19 protein-coding genes are annotated in these 18,224 nt (G+C 69.9%); 8 read left to right on the forward strand and 11 right to left on the reverse strand.

From position 1 onward, the window contains the following. From AW271_RS18230 to AW271_RS18250, 5 genes are all read right to left on the reverse strand, one after another. Positions 1–1,374: a GH1 family beta-glucosidase gene (locus tag AW271_RS18230; RefSeq protein ID WP_062338309.1), complete on the reverse strand. Its 1,374-nt coding sequence runs from the start codon at positions 1,372–1,374 to the stop codon at positions 1–3. Then, on the reverse strand, positions 1,371–2,195 hold the full coding sequence (locus AW271_RS18235) for a carbohydrate ABC transporter permease (RefSeq protein ID WP_062338310.1): 825 nt from the start codon (positions 2,193–2,195) through the stop codon (positions 1,371–1,373). Before AW271_RS18235 ends, AW271_RS18230 begins: the two co-directional genes overlap by 4 nt. Then, positions 2,192–3,157 carry a carbohydrate ABC transporter permease gene (locus AW271_RS18240; RefSeq protein ID WP_083976800.1) on the reverse strand — a complete coding sequence of 322 codons (966 nt, stop codon included), beginning with the start codon at positions 3,155–3,157 and terminating at the stop codon, positions 2,192–2,194. Before AW271_RS18240 ends, AW271_RS18235 begins: the two co-directional genes overlap by 4 nt. Positions 3,158–3,213: 56 nt before the next feature. Continuing rightward, the gene (locus tag AW271_RS18245; RefSeq protein WP_062338311.1) at positions 3,214–4,521 is read right to left on the reverse strand and encodes an ABC transporter substrate-binding protein; all 1,308 of its coding nucleotides are present in this window, start codon (positions 4,519–4,521) and stop codon (positions 3,214–3,216) included. 603 nt (positions 4,522–5,124) lie between these two features. Then, complete coding sequence (locus AW271_RS18250) at positions 5,125–5,328, reverse strand: hypothetical protein (RefSeq protein ID WP_062338312.1); 204 nt, start codon at positions 5,326–5,328, stop codon at positions 5,125–5,127. Positions 5,329–5,555: 227 nt separating this feature from the next. Here AW271_RS18250 and AW271_RS40760 point away from each other — a divergent pair, with 227 nt between their 5' ends. From AW271_RS40760 to AW271_RS18265, 3 genes are all read left to right on the forward strand, one after another. Continuing rightward, positions 5,556–6,749: a BtrH N-terminal domain-containing protein gene (locus AW271_RS40760; RefSeq protein WP_062338313.1), complete on the forward strand. Its 1,194-nt coding sequence runs from the start codon at positions 5,556–5,558 to the stop codon at positions 6,747–6,749. A 52-nt stretch (positions 6,750–6,801) separates the two neighbouring features. Then, a complete protein-coding gene (locus tag AW271_RS18260) occupies positions 6,802–7,230 on the forward strand; it encodes a hypothetical protein (protein WP_062338315.1) in 429 nt (142 codons plus the stop codon). A 112-nt stretch (positions 7,231–7,342) separates the two neighbouring features. Next, on the forward strand, positions 7,343–8,218 hold the full coding sequence (locus AW271_RS18265) for a sugar kinase (protein WP_062338317.1): 876 nt from the start codon (positions 7,343–7,345) through the stop codon (positions 8,216–8,218). On the opposite strand, the gene AW271_RS18270 is transcribed toward AW271_RS18265, so the two are convergent. After that, positions 8,201–10,537: a GcvT family protein gene (locus AW271_RS18270; RefSeq protein ID WP_169806360.1), complete on the reverse strand. Its 2,337-nt coding sequence runs from the start codon at positions 10,535–10,537 to the stop codon at positions 8,201–8,203. The two genes, AW271_RS18265 and AW271_RS18270, sit on opposite strands and share 18 nt — an antisense overlap. A 75-nt stretch (positions 10,538–10,612) precedes the next feature. Between AW271_RS18270 and AW271_RS18275 the strand changes: the two genes are divergently transcribed. Both AW271_RS18275 and AW271_RS18280 read left to right on the forward strand, forming a co-directional pair. Further along, positions 10,613–11,518, forward strand: coding sequence for a protein kinase family protein (locus AW271_RS18275; protein WP_062338322.1), 906 nt, complete (start codon positions 10,613–10,615; stop codon positions 11,516–11,518). Between the two features lie 30 nt (positions 11,519–11,548). Further along, complete coding sequence (locus AW271_RS18280; RefSeq protein ID WP_062338324.1) at positions 11,549–13,078, forward strand: amino acid permease; 1,530 nt, start codon at positions 11,549–11,551, stop codon at positions 13,076–13,078. 4 nt (positions 13,079–13,082) lie between these two features. Here AW271_RS18280 and lipB read toward each other — a convergent pair whose 3' ends face one another. The 3 genes from lipB to AW271_RS18290 form a co-directional block, all read right to left on the reverse strand. After that, entirely contained in the window at positions 13,083–13,718 is a 636-nt protein-coding gene (gene lipB / locus AW271_RS18285) for a lipoyl(octanoyl) transferase LipB (RefSeq protein WP_062338326.1), read from the reverse strand. A 14-nt stretch (positions 13,719–13,732) separates the two neighbouring features. Continuing rightward, the gene (locus AW271_RS38570; RefSeq protein ID WP_083976802.1) at positions 13,733–13,927 is read right to left on the reverse strand and encodes a PspC domain-containing protein; all 195 of its coding nucleotides are present in this window, start codon (positions 13,925–13,927) and stop codon (positions 13,733–13,735) included. An 86-nt stretch (positions 13,928–14,013) separates the two neighbouring features. After that, the gene (locus tag AW271_RS18290; RefSeq protein WP_157554331.1) at positions 14,014–14,427 is read right to left on the reverse strand and encodes a nuclear transport factor 2 family protein; all 414 of its coding nucleotides are present in this window, start codon (positions 14,425–14,427) and stop codon (positions 14,014–14,016) included. Between the two features lie 80 nt (positions 14,428–14,507). Here AW271_RS18290 and AW271_RS18295 point away from each other — a divergent pair, with 80 nt between their 5' ends. Further along, complete coding sequence (locus AW271_RS18295) at positions 14,508–15,050, forward strand: TetR/AcrR family transcriptional regulator (protein WP_245653087.1); 543 nt, start codon at positions 14,508–14,510, stop codon at positions 15,048–15,050. Here AW271_RS18295 and AW271_RS18300 read toward each other — a convergent pair. Both AW271_RS18300 and AW271_RS18305 read right to left on the reverse strand, forming a co-directional pair. Further along, positions 15,047–16,024, reverse strand: coding sequence for a lysylphosphatidylglycerol synthase transmembrane domain-containing protein (locus AW271_RS18300; RefSeq protein ID WP_062338330.1), 978 nt, complete (start codon positions 16,022–16,024; stop codon positions 15,047–15,049). The two genes, AW271_RS18295 and AW271_RS18300, sit on opposite strands and share 4 nt — an antisense overlap. Before the next feature lie 2 nt (positions 16,025–16,026). After that, a complete protein-coding gene (locus AW271_RS18305; protein WP_062338332.1) occupies positions 16,027–16,935 on the reverse strand; it encodes a hypothetical protein in 909 nt (302 codons plus the stop codon). 72 nt (positions 16,936–17,007) lie between these two features. Here AW271_RS18305 and AW271_RS18310 point away from each other — a divergent pair, with 72 nt between their 5' ends. After that, entirely contained in the window at positions 17,008–17,598 is a 591-nt protein-coding gene (locus AW271_RS18310) for a TetR/AcrR family transcriptional regulator (protein ID WP_062338333.1), read from the forward strand. Positions 17,599–17,632: 34 nt separating this feature from the next. Next, on the forward strand, positions 17,633–18,211 hold the full coding sequence (locus AW271_RS18315) for an LURP-one-related family protein (protein ID WP_198169149.1): 579 nt from the start codon (positions 17,633–17,635) through the stop codon (positions 18,209–18,211). Positions 18,212–18,224: the final 13 nt, after the last annotated feature.

Genomic DNA, 18,224 nt, shown 5'->3' on the forward strand with positions numbered 1-18,224 from the left:
TCACTCGATGCCGTTCCGCTGGATGACGTCCCGGTACCACAGAGCGCTGTCCTTGGGGAGGCGGCGCTGCGTGGCGTAGTCGATCCGCACGATACCGAATCTCTGGTGGTATCCCTCCGCCCACTCGAAGTTGTCGAAGAGCGACCACACCAGATAGCCGCGCAGGTCGGCCCCCTCGGCGATGGCCTCGTGGCAGGCGCGCAGGTGTCCGTCGAGGTAGGCGACCCGGTCGTCGTCGGGGACGCGGTCGCCGACGACCTTGTCGTGGAAGGCCGCGCCGTTCTCGGTGACCAGCAGGCCGACGTCCGGGTAGTCGCGCGACAGCCGCACCAGCAGCCGCGACAGGCCCGAGGGGATGATCGGCCAGCCCATGGCGGTCTGCGGTCCCTCGATGGAGACGAAGTCGACGCCGTCGGCGCCGGGCCAGGCCGGCGGCGCCGCCGCGCCGGGAGACGCCTGGATCACGCACGGGTTGTAGTAGTTGATGCCGAGCAGGTCGAGCGGCTGGTTGATGATCTCCAGGTCGCCGTCGCGGATGTGGTCGAGGCCGCCGTGCCGCTCCACGATCTCCAGGACCTCGGCCGGGTAGGTGCCCTTCAGCGCCGGGTCGAGGAACTGCCGGTTGAGCAGGGCGTCGACCAGCCTGACGGCGTCGGAGTCTCCCTGCGACAGGGCGATGCCCGCGTCGAGGATCTGCGCCGGGGTGACCACCGGGGCCATGTTCAGCGTCAGCGCCAGGGTGCCGGTGAGGTTCTGGGCGGCCAGGCCGTGGGCGAGCAGCAGGTGGTGGGCCGCCTTGAAGGCGGCCGAGGGGTCGGTGACGCCGGGGGCGTGCACGCCGCTGCCGTAGCCGAGGAACGCCGAGACCCACGGCTCGTTCAGGGTCGTCCAGGTGGAGACGCGGTCGGCGAGCCGGGCGTGCACGGCCGCCGCGTAGTCGGCGAAGTAGTAGGCCGTGTCGCGGTTGGCCCAGCCGCCGCGGTCTTCGAGGTTCTGCGGCAGGTCCCAGTGGTAGAGGGTCACGTACGGCGTGATCCCGGCGCCCAGCAGCTCGTCGACCAGGCGCTCGTAGAAGTCGAGGCCGCGCGGGTTGGCCGGGCCCGAGCCGTCGGGCACGACCCGGGGCCAGGCGGTGGAGAAGCGGTAGACGCGCAGGCCGAGATCGGCCATCAGGCGCACGTCCTCCGGGTAGCGGTGGTAGTGGTCGCAGGCGATGTCGCCGGTGTGGCCGTCGGCGACCTTGCCGGGGGTGCGCGCGAAGGTGTCCCAGATCGACACGCCGCGGCCGTCTTCCCGGGCGGCCCCCTCCACCTGGTACGACGCCGTGGCGGCACCCCAGATGAACCTCTCGGGAAACTGGATTTCCGGCGTCATCCCTTGACCGCCCCCTGCATGATTCCTCCGATGATGTGCTTGCCGAGAAGTGCGAACACGATGACGAGCGGGAGCGTGCCGAGCGCGGTCCCGGCGAGGCCCATCACGTAGTCGTTGACGTAGCCGGCGGCCAGGGTCGACAGCGCCACCTGGACCGTCGGGTTCTCCGGGGTGAGCACCATGAGCGGCCACATGTAGTCGTTCCAGGCCGTCATGAAGGTCAGCATGCCGAGCACGGCCGCCGCCGGGCGGGCCGCCGGGAAGACGACGTGCCACACCAGGCCCCAGGTCGTGCAGCCGTCGACGCGGCCCGCTTCGAGCAGTTCGGTCGGCAGCGCGCGGGACAGGAACTGCGTCATGAAGAACACGCCGAACGCGTTGACCAGGGCGGGCACGACGACGGCGTACAGGGAACCGACCCATTCCAGCTTCACCATGAGGATGTAGAGCGGGATGATGCCGGCCAGGGTCGGCACCATCATCGTGCCGACGGTCATGAGCAGCAGGATGTTGCGGCCGCGGAAGCGCAGTTTGGCGAAGGCGAAGCCGGCCAGGGTCGAGAAGAACATGACCGAGATCGAGATCGAGCCCGCCACCAGGACCGAGTTGACCATGGCGAGGCCGAAGGGCACCGTGTCGAAGACGCGCGAGACGTTCTCGAAGAAGTTGCCGCCGGGGAAGAGCGGCGGCGGCACCGACGCCAGTGAGGCGTTGTCGCGCGAGGCCACCACGATCGAGTAGTAGAGCGGGATCGTGAAGAAGAACGCGACCGCGGTCAGGGTGAGATAGGTCAGCCGGTTGTTGACCCGACGGCCGGTCATCGGATGCTTCCCTTCATCCGGTTGGTGAGCAGGTAGTTGATCCCGGCGATGATCAGAATGAAGACGAAGATCATCCAGGAGATGGCCGACGAGAAGCCGAAGTCGAGGCGCATGTAGTTCTCGTAGAAGAACAACGAGAGCGTCTGGTACTGCCGGTCCTGGCCGCCGGTGAGGGTGTAGGCGCCGAACAGCAGCGGCTCGGCGAAGATCTGCATCGAGCCGATGGTCGAGGTGATCACCACGAAGGCGATGGTGGGCCGGATCATCGGCACCGTGACCTTGCGGAGCTGGGTGAAGCTCGACGCGCCGTCGATGGTCGCGGCTTCATAGAGCTCTCTCGGTACGGCCTGCATCGCGGCCAGCAGGATGAGCGCGTTGTAGCCCGTCCACCGCCACATGATCATCGTCGAGATGGCCACATGGGAGCTCAGGGTGCCGTCACGCCAGGCGATGCCGTCGAACCCGAAGCTGGTGATGACCCAGTTGATCAGGCCGAAGTCGCGGCCGAAGATCTGCGAGAAGATCACCACGACCGCCACCACACTGGTCACGTTGGGCAGCAGCAGGGTGATCCGGAAGAAGTTCTGGGCCCGCAGCGGCCGGTTCAGCAGATGGGCCAGCCACAACGCGAGCAGCAGCTGCGGCAGCATCGACAACAGGCCGATCGACAACGTGTTGAACGTGGCGTTCCAGAAGTACGAGTCCGCCAGCAGGACCCGGAAGTTCTCCAGGCCCACGAAGGTGTGCTCGTCGTCCAGCAGCGTCCACTCGTGCAGGCTCACCCAGAGCGTGTAGCCGATGGGGAACAGCCCGAAGGCGCAGAACAGCAGGAAGAACGGGGCGACGTACGCGTACGGGGAGGCTTTGACGTCGACCGCGTGCCGCCAGTGGCGGGCGGTCAGCCGGCGCTTGCCTCCCGGTCGCCGTGGCGGCGCTGCACGTTCCGGGGCACGCGTGGCCATGGCGCTCCTCTCAAGGGAAGGCGGGGTGGCCGGTCCGGCCACCCCGCGGCGTACGGCTACTTGATCTTCTCGGAGTCCGCGACGGCCTGCTTCCAGGCTTCTTCGGGGTCCTGGCCCTGGAGCTCGATGCGGCCGAGGCCGTTGCCCATGGCGACGTTCACGTCACCCGACTTGGGGCCGGTGTACTGCGGCTTCAGCGCCTTGGCGGCGTCGGTGAAGATCTTGCCGATGGGGGCGTCGCCGAAGTAGGGGTTCACGAAGGTGGCGACGGCCGGGTCCTCGTAGAGGGCGGGCAGCGACGGCAGGGCCGAGGCGTCCTTCCACAGGGTGAGCTGGCTCTCCTTGCTGGTCAGGAAGTTGATCAGCTCGGCGGCCTCCTTCGGGTGCTTGCCCTGCTTGGGGGCGAGCAGGTGGGTGCCGCCCTGGTTGCCGCCGCCGCCGGGCACGGCCGCGATGTCCCAGGTGCCCTCGCCGGGCTTCTGGTCCTTGATCACGCCGGTCTTCCAGGCGGGGCAGACCATCGTGGCGAAGGTGCCCTTGGCGATGCCGGTGGTCCACTCGGGGGTGAACGCGGTGAGCTTGCCCGACAGCTTGTTCTGGATCATCGAGACCGCGACGTCCCAGGCCTTGCGCACGTCGGGGTTGCTGCCGACGACGACCTTGTCGCTGGTGTCGTAGAAGCCGACCGGGGCCTGCTCGACCATGGCGCGGAAGTGCTCACCGGGGCCGTCGGTGAAGGCGGCCTTGCCGCCGGCGGCGACGAACTTCTTGCCGGTCTCGACGTACTGCTCCCAGGTCGGCCACAGGGCGCTGACCTCGTCGCGGTTGGTGGGCAGGCCGGCCTCCTTGAAGAGGTCGGGCCGGTAACACATGGCCAGGCCGCCGACGTCGGTGCCGAGGCCGATGAGCTGGGAGCCGTCCTTCGACAGGCCCAGCTGCCACTTCCAGTCGAGGTACTCCGACTGGCGCGAGTTCAGGCCGTAGTCGTTCAGGTTGTGGAACTTGTCGGCGACCTCGCGGAAGGTGGCGATGAAGCCGCCCTCGACGGCCACGATGTCGGCGGCGCCCGCGCCGGTGGCGACCTGGGTGACCAGGTTGTTGTGGTGGTCGTTGAACTGCGCCCGGCGCTCGGTGATCTCGACGTTCGGGTGGGTCTTCTTGAACTCCTCGTACAGCGGCCCGTAGTGGAAGTCGCTGAAGAGGGCCACGGTCAGCTTGACCGGTTCGGCGGGGGCGGCGGCGCCGCCGCTGGCGGCTCCGGGGGCCGGCGTGCTCTCCCCGCCACCACAGGCGGCGGCCAGGAGGGAAGCGGCGATCAGGGGTGCCAGCAGCCGCGCGGCACGGCGGCGAGGGGGGTGAGACATGCCGATGGAACCTTCCTATTTTTGATCATGAAGAGAACGTTCCCTGGAGTGAGGGTCGAGCTGGGCCCGGGGGGTTGTCAATGGGCTGAGAGATAACGATCGTCGTGACCTCCAGGGAACGTTCCCTGGAGTTTTCACACGTTTCAGCAGCTCAAAGACTTGATCCAAGGATCTCCTGAATCAGGTAGAGCGCTTTCTCAAAAGTCTCACGGGTTTCCTGCAAGTTAAACCTAGTCTTGACAAAAGTCCAGAAGTGGCAGGACGATCCGATCGCGAGAGCGCTTTCTGTTCTCTCAGGTACGGTTCGACGACCGTCTCCGCCCAGGAGGTTTCCATGTGGGGATCGACCCAGGTGAGGGGCGCGCGAACCCGGAACGGAACGCGCGACAGGGCCCGATGCAGGGCAAAAGGCAGGGCCCGAGGCGGGACGCCCTCCGGGCGCACCGCCGGGTGCGTGGCAAGAAGGTGCAGGCCGACGGTGCCGGGAGGGTCGCGCCGGACCCGAACGGCACCGAAGGCCGTCGGCCTCCGGGTCCGAATCCCGGGTGGCATCGAGCCCCGGCCGTCGACCGGGCGTCATCCACCGGCGATCGCGCTCGGGTGTCAGCCCTGGGACTTCAACCTTTCGCGGCGGCCTTCCAGTTCCTCGGCGAGGGTGTCGAGCTGATCGGCGTTGGCGATGAGGGTGGACAGCTCCGCCGAGTCGGCCGGGCCGTCACCCGCCCGGTCGCCGATCTGCTCCCGCAGGGAACGGGCCTCCGCGCGGATGCGGGCGATCTCCTCTTCCACCTGCTGCAGCTCACTCATGGAAATCCCCTACCCGGGCAAATGGAGTTAATAGGCCACCCCGTGCAAAACTGGGGACGGCGCCGTCTCGCGCCCCACCTCCTGACCGGCGGTCCACGCCCGCCGGCGTCGCGGAGGCAAAGGGGACCGCTGTCCTCGGGGCATCGACATCGGCGTGCCTGATCCGGCCGGCGTCACCCGAGGGGCGTGGAACCCTGCGGTGACGCGGCCGTTGAGGACAGGCGGCGATGACCGACCACAAGACCTTCAAGAAGCGCGTGCGCGACCGCATGGCCCGGACCGGCGAGTCCTACACGACCGCCCGGCGGCACGTGCTCTCCGCCGGCGCTCCCCCGCGATCGGCCTCCGGAGGCGGCGTCCACCACCCCTCGGCGCTGCTCAGCAGGGTGCTGAAACGCGCCGGGATCGACTACTCCGAGGCGATGTGCGCCGGTCTGGGCGGCGGCATCGGCTTCATGTACGCGATCTTCGAGTACCCCGCCGCCACGACCGTGACCATCGTGACGCAGCACCACCCCGACCCCTTCATCCCGGCGGCGCTGAAGCGGGCCCGCGTCCCCCATCACCACATGGAGATCCGCTCCCCCCGGCGCGCCATGGGCTACCTGTCCGAGCGGCTGAGAACCGGAACGCCCGCCATCTGCTGGGTCGACCGCCATCGGCTGCCCTGGCATCCGGGCATCCCGTTCGGCGACCCCTACCCGGTCGCGGTGATCGGCAGGGACGGCGACGACCTCCTCATCGACGACGAGTGCGTGACCCCGCTGCGCCTGCCCATGACGGACTTCGCAGCCGCCTGGGGGCCCGGCGGCCGGCGCCCCTGCCAGATCCTGACCGTCGCCGGGCCGCCGGAGGGCGCCCCGGACGTCCAGGACGCGCTCACCACCACGGCGGCCCATCTCACCGGCCCGGTTTTGGGCCACGCCTTCGACGTCAACTTCGGCCTGTCGGGCATGCGGAGACTCGCCGCCCAGCTCGGCGACCTCACCACCCGCAAGGGCTGGCACCGGCGCTTCCCCGGCGACCTGTTCCCGCCGCTGGCCCGGCTGCACGTCTGCCTGGAGATGGAGTACGGCGCTCCCGGCGCCACCCGCCCGGTCTACGCCGACTTCCTGGACGAGATCGGCCGCCCCGAGGCCGCGACCGCCTATCGGGAGGCCGGCGCGGCCTGGAGCGCCCTGGCCTGCCACCCCCTCACGCTCCCCGGCCTGGACCGGTTCGGCGAACTGCTGGAGGAGTTCATGACCCTTCAGGTCACCGGCGGGCCGGTCGGGCGGATGGCCGCGCTCGCGGCGGAGACGTACACCCTGCGGACTGAGCTGGGCGAATCGGATCGGCGGGAGCTGCTCACCACCCTGGCCGGGCTGGCGGAGGCGGCGGCCACGCTGGAGGAGCGGGCCCTCGCGCACATGAACCGCTGATTCCGGGGCAGAGCGGAGGTCCACGCCACATCTGCATTCGAGGTGAGAACACATGGTTCTTCTGGGCCTTCTCCTGATCGTGGTCGCGGGTGCAGTCTTGATCGAGATCTCCATTCAGGACACGACCGCGACGGCCACCACCCCCATCACCGTGCTCGACTGGAACTTCACGCTGACCTCCTTCGAGATGTTCCTGCTCGGCGCGGCCACCGCCGCGGGCGTCCTCATCGGGCTGGCGATGGTCAGCGGCGGCATGCGCCGCGGGGTCGCCAAGCGCCGCCGGATCCGTGAGGAGCGGCTGGCCGAGCGCGACCGGGTCTCGCGGCTGGAGAGCGAGAAGCGGGATCTCGAGCAGCAGCTCGTCGACCAGAACCACAACGGCGTCGACGACCGCGACGAGACCCGTCCCGCCGACCGGGTCGAAGACGGCGACCGGCTCGTGGCCGGCGGACGCCACTCGCGCCGCGACGACGCCTTCTGACCGCGCATCCCTCGATCGGCCCCCGCCTCGGGACAAGGCGGGGGCCGATCGGCGTTCCCCCGTTGGAACGGTTCTGCCATGCTTTTCCCGATCAGCTGCGGAGAAGAGTGCGATGACCGATCTGTTCACGCTCGGCGAGGTGCTGGGCGTCGTGACCGCCGACCGAATCCGGCATGACATGTCCGCCCGGCTCGACCTGGAGGGCCCGGAACTGACCGTGGCGGTCGGCCTGGCCCGGCTCGGGCACTCGGTGGCCTTCGTCGGCCGGGTCAGCGACGACGAGATCGGGGTGCGCACCACCACGGTGCTGCGGGGCGAGGGCGTGGACGTCTCCCACGTGCGGGTCGACGAGACCGCCGCCAGCGGCCTGGCGCTGCGCCAGCGCCGGATCGGCCGGGTCGCGCACGCGGTCTTCTACCGGGGCGGTTCGGCCGGGTCGCGGGTGTCGACCGGCGACGTGCCGGCGGAGCTCCAGGACGCCCGCATCCTGCACGTCACCGGCATCACCCCCGCGCTGAGCGGCTACGCGTGGAGCGCCGTGCACCACGCGGTGAAGCTGGCCAGGGACGCCGGGGTGCTCGTCTCGGTCGACGTGAACCACCGCGCGAACCTGTGGGAGAGCGTGCAGGAGGCCCGCGACGGGCTGCGCGAGCTCGCCGCCTCGGCCGACGTCCTGTTCGCCAACCAGGACGAACTGGGCCTGGTCGAGAGCGCCATCGCCCAGGTGCCCGAACTCGTCGTGATGCGCGGCTCCAAGGGCGCCAGCGCCACGGTCGAGGGTTTCCGGTACGACACCCAGGCCGCCCCCGTGACCGTTGTCGACGCGACCGAGGTCGGCGGCGCGTTCGTGGCCGGATACCTGAGCGCGCTGCTCGACGGGGTGCATCCCTCCGACCGGCTCAAGCGGGGCATCTCGGTGGCGGCCTTCGCGGTGGCCGCCCACTCGACCTGGCAGGGGCTGCCCACCAGGTCAGAGCTTCCCCCGTGATCTGACGCGGGTGTTCGCGGGGTCGTACACGGGACCCTTGACGACCTCGGCGCCCACCCAGCCGCCGTTCACGCCGACCTCGGCCCGGGTGGCGCCCGTGGGCAGGTAGGCGTAGGCGATCGACTTGTCGACCCGGTGGCCGTAGCCGCCCGAGGTGACCCGCGACGTCGGCACGCCGTCGACCCGGACCGGTTCGCCGCCGAGACAGACCTCCGACGGGTCGTCGACGACCAGGCAGGCGAGCTCCACCGCCGACTCGGTGCGCGGCACCGACTTGCGCACCGCGAAGCCCAGGCCGGCCTCGAACGGGGTCGTCTCGGGGGTGATGTCGGCCCCCCAGACCCGGTAGCCCTTCTCCAGGCGCATGGAGTCGATGGCCTTGTAGCCGCCGGGCCGCACGCCGGTCCCGGCCAGCAGGTCCCACAGGGTGAGCCCGAACTCGACGGGCGTGTAGAGCTCCCAGCCGTACTCGCCGACGAAGGTGACCCGCTGGGCCCGCACCGGCACGAAGCCGACGCTGATCTCCCGCGACCGCATGTAGCCGAAGCTCAGGTCGTCGTCGGTCAGGCTGCTCAGGATGTCGTGGGAGTCGGGCCCCCACAGGCAGTAGCAGGCGTAGGCCGAGGTCACGTCGGTGACGTCGACGCCGTGGCGGCGCAGCAGGGCGGCGTCGTGCCCGCCGAAGGCGGTGCCGGTGACCAGCCGGAACCGGTCGTCGCCGAGGCGGGCGACGGTGACGTCGGCCTCGATGCCGCCGCGCGCGTTCAGCAGCTGGGTGTAGACGACCGTGCCGACCGGGCGGTCGAGGTCGGCCCCGGCCAGGGCCTGGAGCCGGTCGAGGCCGCGCAGGTCGAACTTGGCGAACGAGGTCTGGTCGAACAACCCGGCCGCGTCGCGGGTGGCCAGGCACTCCTCGCGGACGGCGGGCGACCAGATCCGCCCGGCCCAGCCCTTCGGCCGGGGGGAGTCGTCAGAGCGGGCCCGATACCAGTTGACCCGCTCCCACCCGGCCTTCTCGCCGAACTCCGCGCCGAGTTCGGCGTGCCGGGCGTAGGCGGGCGAGCGGCGCAGCGGCCGGGCCGCGGTGCGCTCCTGGCCGGGGTAGACGATGTCGTAGTAGGCGCTGTACGCGTCCAGCACCTTCGCCCGCGCCCAAGAAGAAGACCGGGCGTGCGGTCCGAAGCGGGCGACGTCCATGGCGAACATGTCGTATTCGGGGGCGCCGTCGACGATCCACTCGGCGGTCACCTTGCCCACGCCCCCGGCGGCGGCCAGGCCGTGCACGCAGAACCCGGCGGCGACCCAGAGGCCGCGTACCGTCGTCTCCCCCAGCAGGAACTCCCCGTCGGGGGTGAACGCCTCAGGCCCGTGGACGACCTTGCCGATCTCGCCCCGTTCGCGCAGGTGGGGCAGGCGGTGGACGGCCGACGTCCACGACTCCTCGAACTTCGGCATGTCGGGCTCGAACAGGTGGCGCGGCGTGGTCAGCGGGTCGGGCTCGTCCCACACCTGCGGCGTGCGGACGTAGCCGCCGACCAGGATGCCGCCGCCCTCCTCGCGGAAGTAGACGATGTTGTCGGGGTCGCGGACGGTCGGCATGTCGACCGAAACACCGGTCGATTCGGTCACGACGTATTGGTGCTTGATCGGCACGATCGGCAGGTCGACCCCGGCCATGCGCCCGATCACGCCCGACGCCGCCCCGGCCGCGTTGACGACCGTCTCGGTCCTGATCACGTGGTCGCCGAACCGGACGCCGGTGATCGCGCCGTGCGCCGTCTCCAGCCCGGTCACGGCGGCACCGGTGAAGATCCGCACGCCGAGCTTGCGCGCCCCCTCGGCCAGCGCCTTGGCCAGCCGCGCCGGGTCGAGCCAGCCGTCGCCGGGCAACCAGAGCGACGAGACGACGTCGCGGGTCTCCAGCAGCGGCAGGCGGTCGCCGGTCTGCCCGCCCGTCAGGAGTTCGAGGTCAAGGCCGTAGGTCTCGGCCGCGCCGGCCTGCCGGACCAGCTCCTCGTGGCGTTCGGGCGTGGTGGCGAGCCGGAGCCCGCCGACGCCGTGCCAGCCCGGGTCGAGACCGGTGAGGTCGCGGAGTTCGGGGTAGAGACCGGCCGAGTACATGATCATGCGGGTCTGGGTGACCGTCGAGCGCAACTGCCCGACGAAGCCCGCCGAGTGCCAGGTCGTGCCCTCGGTCAGGTCGTGCCGTTCGACGAGGACGACGTCCTGCCAGCCGAGTCGCGCCAGGTGGTAGGCGACCGAACAGCCGGCCACCCCGCCCCCGATGACGACCGCTCGGGCGTCTGCGGGAAGTTGCACCATCGGTACCGTCCTGTAACAACTGACGCCCAAAATGCGATCAATGGTCTAAACGTAGACCAAAAGGAGCAGCGCATGCCAGATCCCGTCGCGTCCGCGCTGGGTCTGGTCGCGTCCTGGGCCGGCCGCCCGGTCACCCACACGAGGATCAAGGGCGGGCTGAGCCACTACATCGCCCGCGTGGAGACCGACGACGGCGACCGCTGGCTGCTGCGGGTGCTCGACCCGAAGATCGCCGCGACCGGCCTCGGCCTCCCCCTCGACCAGGAGATCGCCAACACGGTGGTCGCCGCCGAGGCCGGCGTGGGCGCGCGGGTGCTGCACGAGCTGCCGGGCGCGCTGATCCTGGAGTACATCGACGGCCTGACCCTCGACGCGCCGGCCGTGCGGGCCCGAATCCCCCGGGTCGCGCAGGCCGCCCGCGCGCTGCACGCGGGCCCGCGCTTCGCCAACGACTTCTCGATCTTCCGCAAGTACGACGGCTTCGTCGCCCTCTGCCGGGACCACGACCTGCCGATGCCCGAGGGCTTCACCGAGTGGACGGGCACCGTCCGGGCCATCCAAGAAACCCTGGCGAAACGTCACATAACGGACGTACCCTGCCACAACGACCTGCTCCCCGAGAACTTCATCGAGGCGCACGGCCGGGTCAGAATCGTCGACTACCAGCTTTCCGGCAACAACGACCCCTGCTTCGAACTGGGCGACATCGCCGCCGAGGCCTCCTTCGACCCCGACGACGTCGAACGGCTCACGCGAGCCTACTTCGGCACCCATGACGAGGCGCTGATCGCCCGCGTACGACTGAACGCGATCATGTCCAACCTGACCTGGACGCTCTGGTTCGTCGTACACCACGGCCTGGTGGCCCAGCAGCGCGACTTCGACTACAACGCCGAAGCCGCCACGAAGTACGCCAAGGCGACGGGCGATCTCACGGACCCCGGCTTCGGTTCCCTCATGGACGCCGCTGGCCGGTAACCCCCCACTGCACGGCATGAGGAGGCCTCGATGGCTCAATCCCTCGACGACGACGCCAAGCGACTCGCGGAACTCGGCTACAAACAGGAGTTGTCGCGAACGTGGAGCGGCTTCTCCAACTTCGCGATCTCCTTCTCCATCATCTCGATCCTGGCCGGGTGTTTCACCACGTTCGGCCAGGCCTGGAACAACGGCGGCCCCATCGCGATCTCCTGGGGCTGGCCGATCATCTCGATCTTCATCCTGATCATCGGCCTGTGCATGTCGGAGCTGGTGTCGGCCTATCCCACGGCGGGCGGCATCTACTGGTGGGCCGCCAAGATGGGCAAGCCGATCCACGGCTGGTTCACCGGGTGGTTCAACCTGATCGGCCTGGTGGCGGTGACCGCGTCGGTCGACTACGGCTGCGCGACGTTCATGAACATCACCCTCGACCGGTTCTTCGGCTTCGAGGTGTCACTCACCAACACCTTCATCCTGTTCGCGATCATCCTGGCGCTGCACGCGCTGATCAACATCTACAGCCACCGGCTGATCTCCCTGTTGCAGAACGTCTCGGTGTGGTGGCACGTCTTCGGCGCGGCGGTGGTCGTGCTGATCCTGATCTTCGGGCCCGACTCGCACCAGTCGATGTCGTTCGTCTTCACCGAGACGATCAACAACTCGGGCTTCGGCGACAACAGCTTCTGGTTCTTCGTGCTGCCGCTGGGCTTCCTGCTCACCCAGTACACGATCACCGGGTTCGACGCCTGCGCGCACGTGTCGGAGGAGACCCAGGGCGCGTCCACGGCGGCGGCGCGCGGACTGTGGCAGTCGATCTTCTACTCGGCGATCGGCGGCTGGGTCCTGCTGCTGGCGTTCCTGTTCGCGGCGACCAACGTCGACGAGATCAACAACCAGTTCGGCTTCGTCGGGGCCATCTTCGACACGGCCGTGCCGGGCAACCTGGCCAACGCGATCTTCGCGATCTCCACGATCGGGCAGTTCTTCTGCGGCATGAGCTGCGTGACCTCGATGTCGCGGATGACCTACGCGTTCTCCCGGGACGGCGCCGTCCCCGGGTGGCGGCTCTGGTCCAAGGTGGACAAGAACCGGACACCGGTGAACGCGATCATCCTGGGCTGCGTGGCCGCGCTGGTGCTGACCCTGCCGGCGCTCTGGGAGGCCCCGACGGGCACCCCGCTCGCGTTCTACGCGGTCGTCTCGGTCGCCGTCATCGGCCTCTACATCGCCTTCGCCATCCCGATCTACCTGCGGCTGCGCATGGGTGACCGGTTCCAGCCCGGACCATGGACGCTCGGGCGCAAGTACAAGGTGATGGGCTGGATCGCGATCGTCGAGATCGCGGTCGTGTCGATCTACTTCATCATGCCGCTGGCCCCCGCCGGGGTGCCGTTCACCGCCGACTTCACCTGGACGGCCGTGAACTACGCGCCGATCGTAGTGGGCGTGATGGTGCTCGGCGTCGGCCTGTGGTGGCGGCTCTCGGCCCGCCGCTGGTTCACCGGCCCGCGCCGGACCGTGGACGAGCCGGAACAGGGGGCCTACTACAAGCCCTGAGGATCTAGCGAGCCTCGAAGGCCGCCGCCACGGCGGCGGCCACCGTGGCCATGTCTCCCGCGCGCGTCTCGCGCGACACCGACGTCATGTCGACGTCGGGCATGCCGCAGGGCACCGCCAGATCCCACGGGGACAGGTCGCCGTCGACGTTGACGGCGAACCCGTGGCTGGTCACACCCTTGGAGGCGCGCATGCCGATCGAGACGACCTTCCGGCCGGTGTCGCGGGTCCAGACCCCGGTGAGCAGCTCGGAGCCGGGCGGCGTGTCCCGCCGCTCGGCCGCGACGCCCACCGCGGCGAGGGCCTCGACCAGCCGGAGTTCCACCTCGCGGATGTAGTCGACGACCCCCTCGCCGGTGCGCAGCTTGACGATCAGATAGCCGACCAGCTGCCCGGGGCCGTGGTAGGTCAGCTGCCCGCCCCGGGTGGTCGTCACCACGGGGATGCCGTGGGAGGGGTCGGGCAGGTGTTCCGTCAGCGTCCGCCGGCCGACCGTGAACACCTTCGGGTGGCTGAGCAGCCACAGGGTGTCGGGGCGGCGATCCTCCTGCCGGTCGGCGATGAGTTCGTCCATGGTGGCCATGGCCTTCTCGTAGTCGACCAGCTCGTCGTGGATCAGGGTCAGCGGCCGTGCGTCCATGGACCGAGGATAGGTCAGCGGTGCGCGTACTTCTGCGCCGGAGCCTTGGGGAAGACCACCCACATGATCAGGTACGCGATGAACTGCGGACCGGGGATGAGGCAGGACGCGAGGAACAGGAGCCGGACGACCGTCGGGGACATGTTGAACCGCTCGGCGATACCGCCGCAGACCCCGGCGATCATCTTGTGGTGACGGGATCGGTGCATCAGGAGTTCCTCCATCGTGTGGTTCGGTTACCGGTTCAACGAACCGGTAACCAACCCCCGTTCCACCACGAACCCTGAGAAAACCCCTAGGTGATGAGCAAGGCCATCGCCGCCGGGTCCTGGTACTCCCGCCACAGGGTGATCCGCCCGTCGTCCACACGCACGACCACCGCGAACGGCGCGGCCGCCCGCAGGCCGTCGGTCGTGCGCACCCCTTCGATCTCGTATTCGACGACGGCGACCCGGGGGTCGGCCGTCTCGTGCACGACCACATCCCTGACCTCGGTGAAGGTGACACGGGACCGCAGCGCCTCCCGCTGCGGCACGGCCCTGGCCGCGAACGCCGCCCGGCCCTCGATGCGCCGGGGCGCGCCCGGCGGGGCGAACGGGCTCTCCACCACCCCGTCGTCGGCCAGGAACTCTTCCAGACCGGCGGACGTGCCGGTCAGGAGGTGGTCGCGGAAACGCTCGAAGGCGTCCAGCGGTCCGGTCAGCAGCACGGCGCACCCCTAACATGAGTGGCGACTCACTATGTCCCGGCTAAATTATGAGTCACCACTCATCTTGTCAACGGAGCGCCGTGTCCGATCCGCCCCTGCGTGCCGACGCCCGCCGCAACCGGGCCCGCATCCTGGCCGCCGCCGCCGAGGTCTTCGACGCCCACGGCACGTCCGCGTCGACCGAGGAGGTCGCGCGTACGGCGGGGGTCGCGATCGGCACGGTCTTCCGGCACTTCCCGACCAAGGCCGACCTGCTCACCGCGCTCATGAAAGACCTGCAAGGACGGCTGGCCGCACGGGCGGCCGCACTCGCGGAGGAGGGCGACGGGACGGCGCTGTTCACCTTCTTCGCCGAGGTCGTCGAGTACGCGGCCGGCGCCCGCACGGTGGTCCACCTACTCGCCGTCGACGTCGGGGTGGACCGCCAGGTGGCGGCCCTCGGCACGGCCGTCGAGGTCCTGCTCGCGCGGGCCGGGGAGGCGGGCACGGTCAGGGCCGGCGTGCGGGCCGACGAGGTCACCGCCCTGCTCGCCGCGGCCTGTCACGGCGCGCTGGCCGCCGGGTGGACGCCCGACCTGCGGCATCGCACCGTGGCCCGGCTGCTCGACGGCCTGCGTCCCTAAGGGGCCGGGTGCCGGTCGTACACGAAAGGACTGAGCGAGGCCCCCAGGCGGCTGAGCGCCCCGATCGTCGCCCGGCGGAAGGGGTCCTGCAGCAGCAGCCACGCGAACCACCCGAGGACCAGGTTCATCCAGTACGACACCAGCCGGTAGAGCAGCACGACCGCCGCCGCCTGCTCCGCCGACATCCCGGCCGCGATGTACGTCGCCGCCATCCCGACCTCGGCCACGCCGAGCCCGCCGGGCACCACCGCCAGCGCGGCGGCCGTCTTGGCCGCGACGAAGCCGAGCAGCACGGTGTGGGGGGTGGCGGTCGCCTCGATCGCGCAGCAGACCGCGCCCAGGCTGATCACGTCGAGCACCCAGTTGAGCAGCGCCAGGTTGGCCAGCCGCAGATGGTCGCGCCGGGTGCCGCCGACCGTTTTGAACGTGGCCTTCAGCTGCCCGGACACCTTGGGCAGCCGGTCGAGCAGGTGACCGGCCTTGAAGAGCAGGACGCCCGCCACGACCAGGCAGCCGAGCGCGATCAGCGTCACCAGCCGGGTCTCCGGCGAGATGACCAGCGCCACCAGCGCCAGCACCCCGAACGTGCCGCCCGAGTAGGCCGCCGCCAGCACCAGCACCGCCGCGATCAGCCGCTTCCCGGCCCCGAGCTTGGCGAAGACCTGCGTCGTGTACGCCACCGACACCACCGGCCCGGCCGGCAGCGACCCCGCCACGGCGTTGCGGGCGAAGGTCACCGCCAGGATGCGGGGCCGGGAGACCCGGACCCCGCCCAGCGCCAGCAACCGGCGGAGGAACCGGGCGAACACCACCATCGCGAGGATCTGGAACCCGGCCGCGACCAGCAGCCAGTCGACGTCGGCGGCGGTGATCACATCCCACACCTCGGAGGGTGTGGGGAGCGCGTTCCTCAAGGTGAGGTACGCCAGCACGGCCAGTCCCGCCATGGCCGGCCACTTCAACCGGCGAATCATCCTCACTCCGCAAATGATGCACGTTTGACCTGAGACGCCGCTGAGAGGGTCAGGGTCAAGCCCACGACCGCCCACCCGGCGAGGACCAGCAGAGGGAGCCCGAGCGCGGCCCCGTCGAAGAAGACGACGTTCCTGATGGCGACCGACCCCTGCCCGACCGGGAGCACGTGGCCGACGGCCGCATACCACTCCGGGATGAACCGCGCCCCGAGCGGCCCGCCGCTGGCCGGCACCCCGATCAGCACGAAGAGCAGACCGGCCAGCCCCGCGCCGGGCGTGCCGATGAGCCGCACCAGCCCCGCGACGACCAGCCCGAGCGTGATCACGATGGCCGCCGAGATCCCCGCGAGCCCGAGGAACGCACCGGGCAGCGCCCCGAACACGACGTCGCCGAGCCAGGCGTTGGCCAGCCCGACGGTGACGCCCGCGAGCACCACGGCCCCGATGCCGGCCAGCGGCTTCTCCCTCGCGGCCGCGACCCCGATGGCGATGCCGGGGATGACCAGCCCGAGCACGAAGAACATGCCGGCGATGCCGCCCTGGTCCCCGGGCGGCAGCGGGTGGGCGTCCTCCACCGTCAGCGGCGCGGCGTGGGTGAACACCGAGGTGATGACCGTGGACGCCGACCTCCCGGCGGCGCTGGCCACGACCAGCTTCTGCTGCTGCGGCAGCACGACCGCCTCGACCTCGCGGTCGGCCAGCGCGGCTCGCGCCGCGGCCTCGTCGGCGTAGGCGGTGATCTCGAACTTGCCCGCCAGCTTCTCGCCCATCTGCGCGGCGGCCTGAGGGGGCCCGACGACGGCGACCGGCACGTCGTGCGGCTCGGGCGCGTGCAGGGCGCCCACGAACGAGCCGACGAAGAACATCCCGATGAGGGTGGCCAGGACCACCGCCGGGATCAGCCTCTTCATGATTTCTCTCCTTGATGACTTCAACGCTGTTGAGTTCAACATAGATGAATTCAACGTGGTTGAATAGCCCCCATGGAAACCAGCAAGACCGGCCGCCGGCCGGGCACCCCGCAGACGAGAGAGGCGATCCTGGAGGCCGCCGTCGCGTCGTTCGTCGAGTCGGGCTACGCCGCCACGACCATCCGCGGCGTCGCCCGCGCGGCCGATGTCGACCCGGCCCTGGTCATGCACTTCTTCGGCTCGAAGGACGGCCTCTTCGACGCCGCGCTGCGCGCCGCCATGCCCGTCCAGGAACTCGCGGTCGTCCTGGAGGGCGACGTCTCCTCGCTGGGCGCCCGCCTGACGCGCCGCTACCTGGAGGTCTGGGAGAGCCCCGACACCGGGCCGAGGATCCGCGCCATCGTGGGCTCCATCGCCTCGACCCCGACCGCCGCCCAGATCATGCGCGACTTCATGACCGGCGAACTGGCCGGCCCGCTGGCCAAGAGCCTGCCCGGAGACCGGCCCGAACGCCGGGCGATCCTGGCCGCCGCCCAGCTCATGGGCATGGCCTTCGCCCGCTACCTGCTCGCCGTCGAGCCGATGGCGTCGATGACCACCGACGAACTGGTGATCTCCGTAGGCCCGTCGGTCCAGCGCTATCTCACCGGGGATCTTGGGTAATAGGGTGGGAAAGGCCCTGAAAACGGAGGTTCTTGTGGACGCGGCGGCCCTCCAGACCCAGTCGAAGCTGATCCTTCGCCAGAAGATCACCCCGATGGTCAACCGTTACGTGGTGAGCACGGTCTCACCCGACGGTTCCGAGGGCCCGGTGGTCGCGTTCGCCGAGCAGAAACGCCTGGCCCTGAAGGAGCAGGTGACCTTCTACACCGACGAGAGCCGCGCCGAGGCCCTGGCCGCCTTCAAGGCCCGCAAGGTCATCGACCTGGCGAGCGGCTACGACGTGGTCGACGCGTCGGGCACCTCGATCGGCATGTTCCGCAAGGACTTCGGGAAGTCGCTGCTGCGCTCGACGTGGCACGTCCAGCAGCCCGGCCTGCCGACCTACACGGGCACCGAACGCCGGTTGTCGGTGGCGTTGTTAAGGCGTTTCGCCGACTCGCTGGAGTGGCTGCCCTACCACTTCGACTTCAGCGTGGGCGCCTCGATCGCCTTCTCGGTCGACCGCAAGTGGGGCCTGCGCGACAGGTACGCCATCGAGATCAACGACCCGCGGCTCGACCGCCGGCTGGTCATCGCGATGGCGGTGGCCCTGGACGCGCTCCAGTCGAGATAGGGCGTCGCCGAGA

This window comes from Herbidospora sakaeratensis (assembly GCF_001570525.1).
Taxonomy (GTDB): Bacteria; Actinomycetota; Actinomycetes; order Streptosporangiales; family Streptosporangiaceae; genus Herbidospora; species Herbidospora sakaeratensis.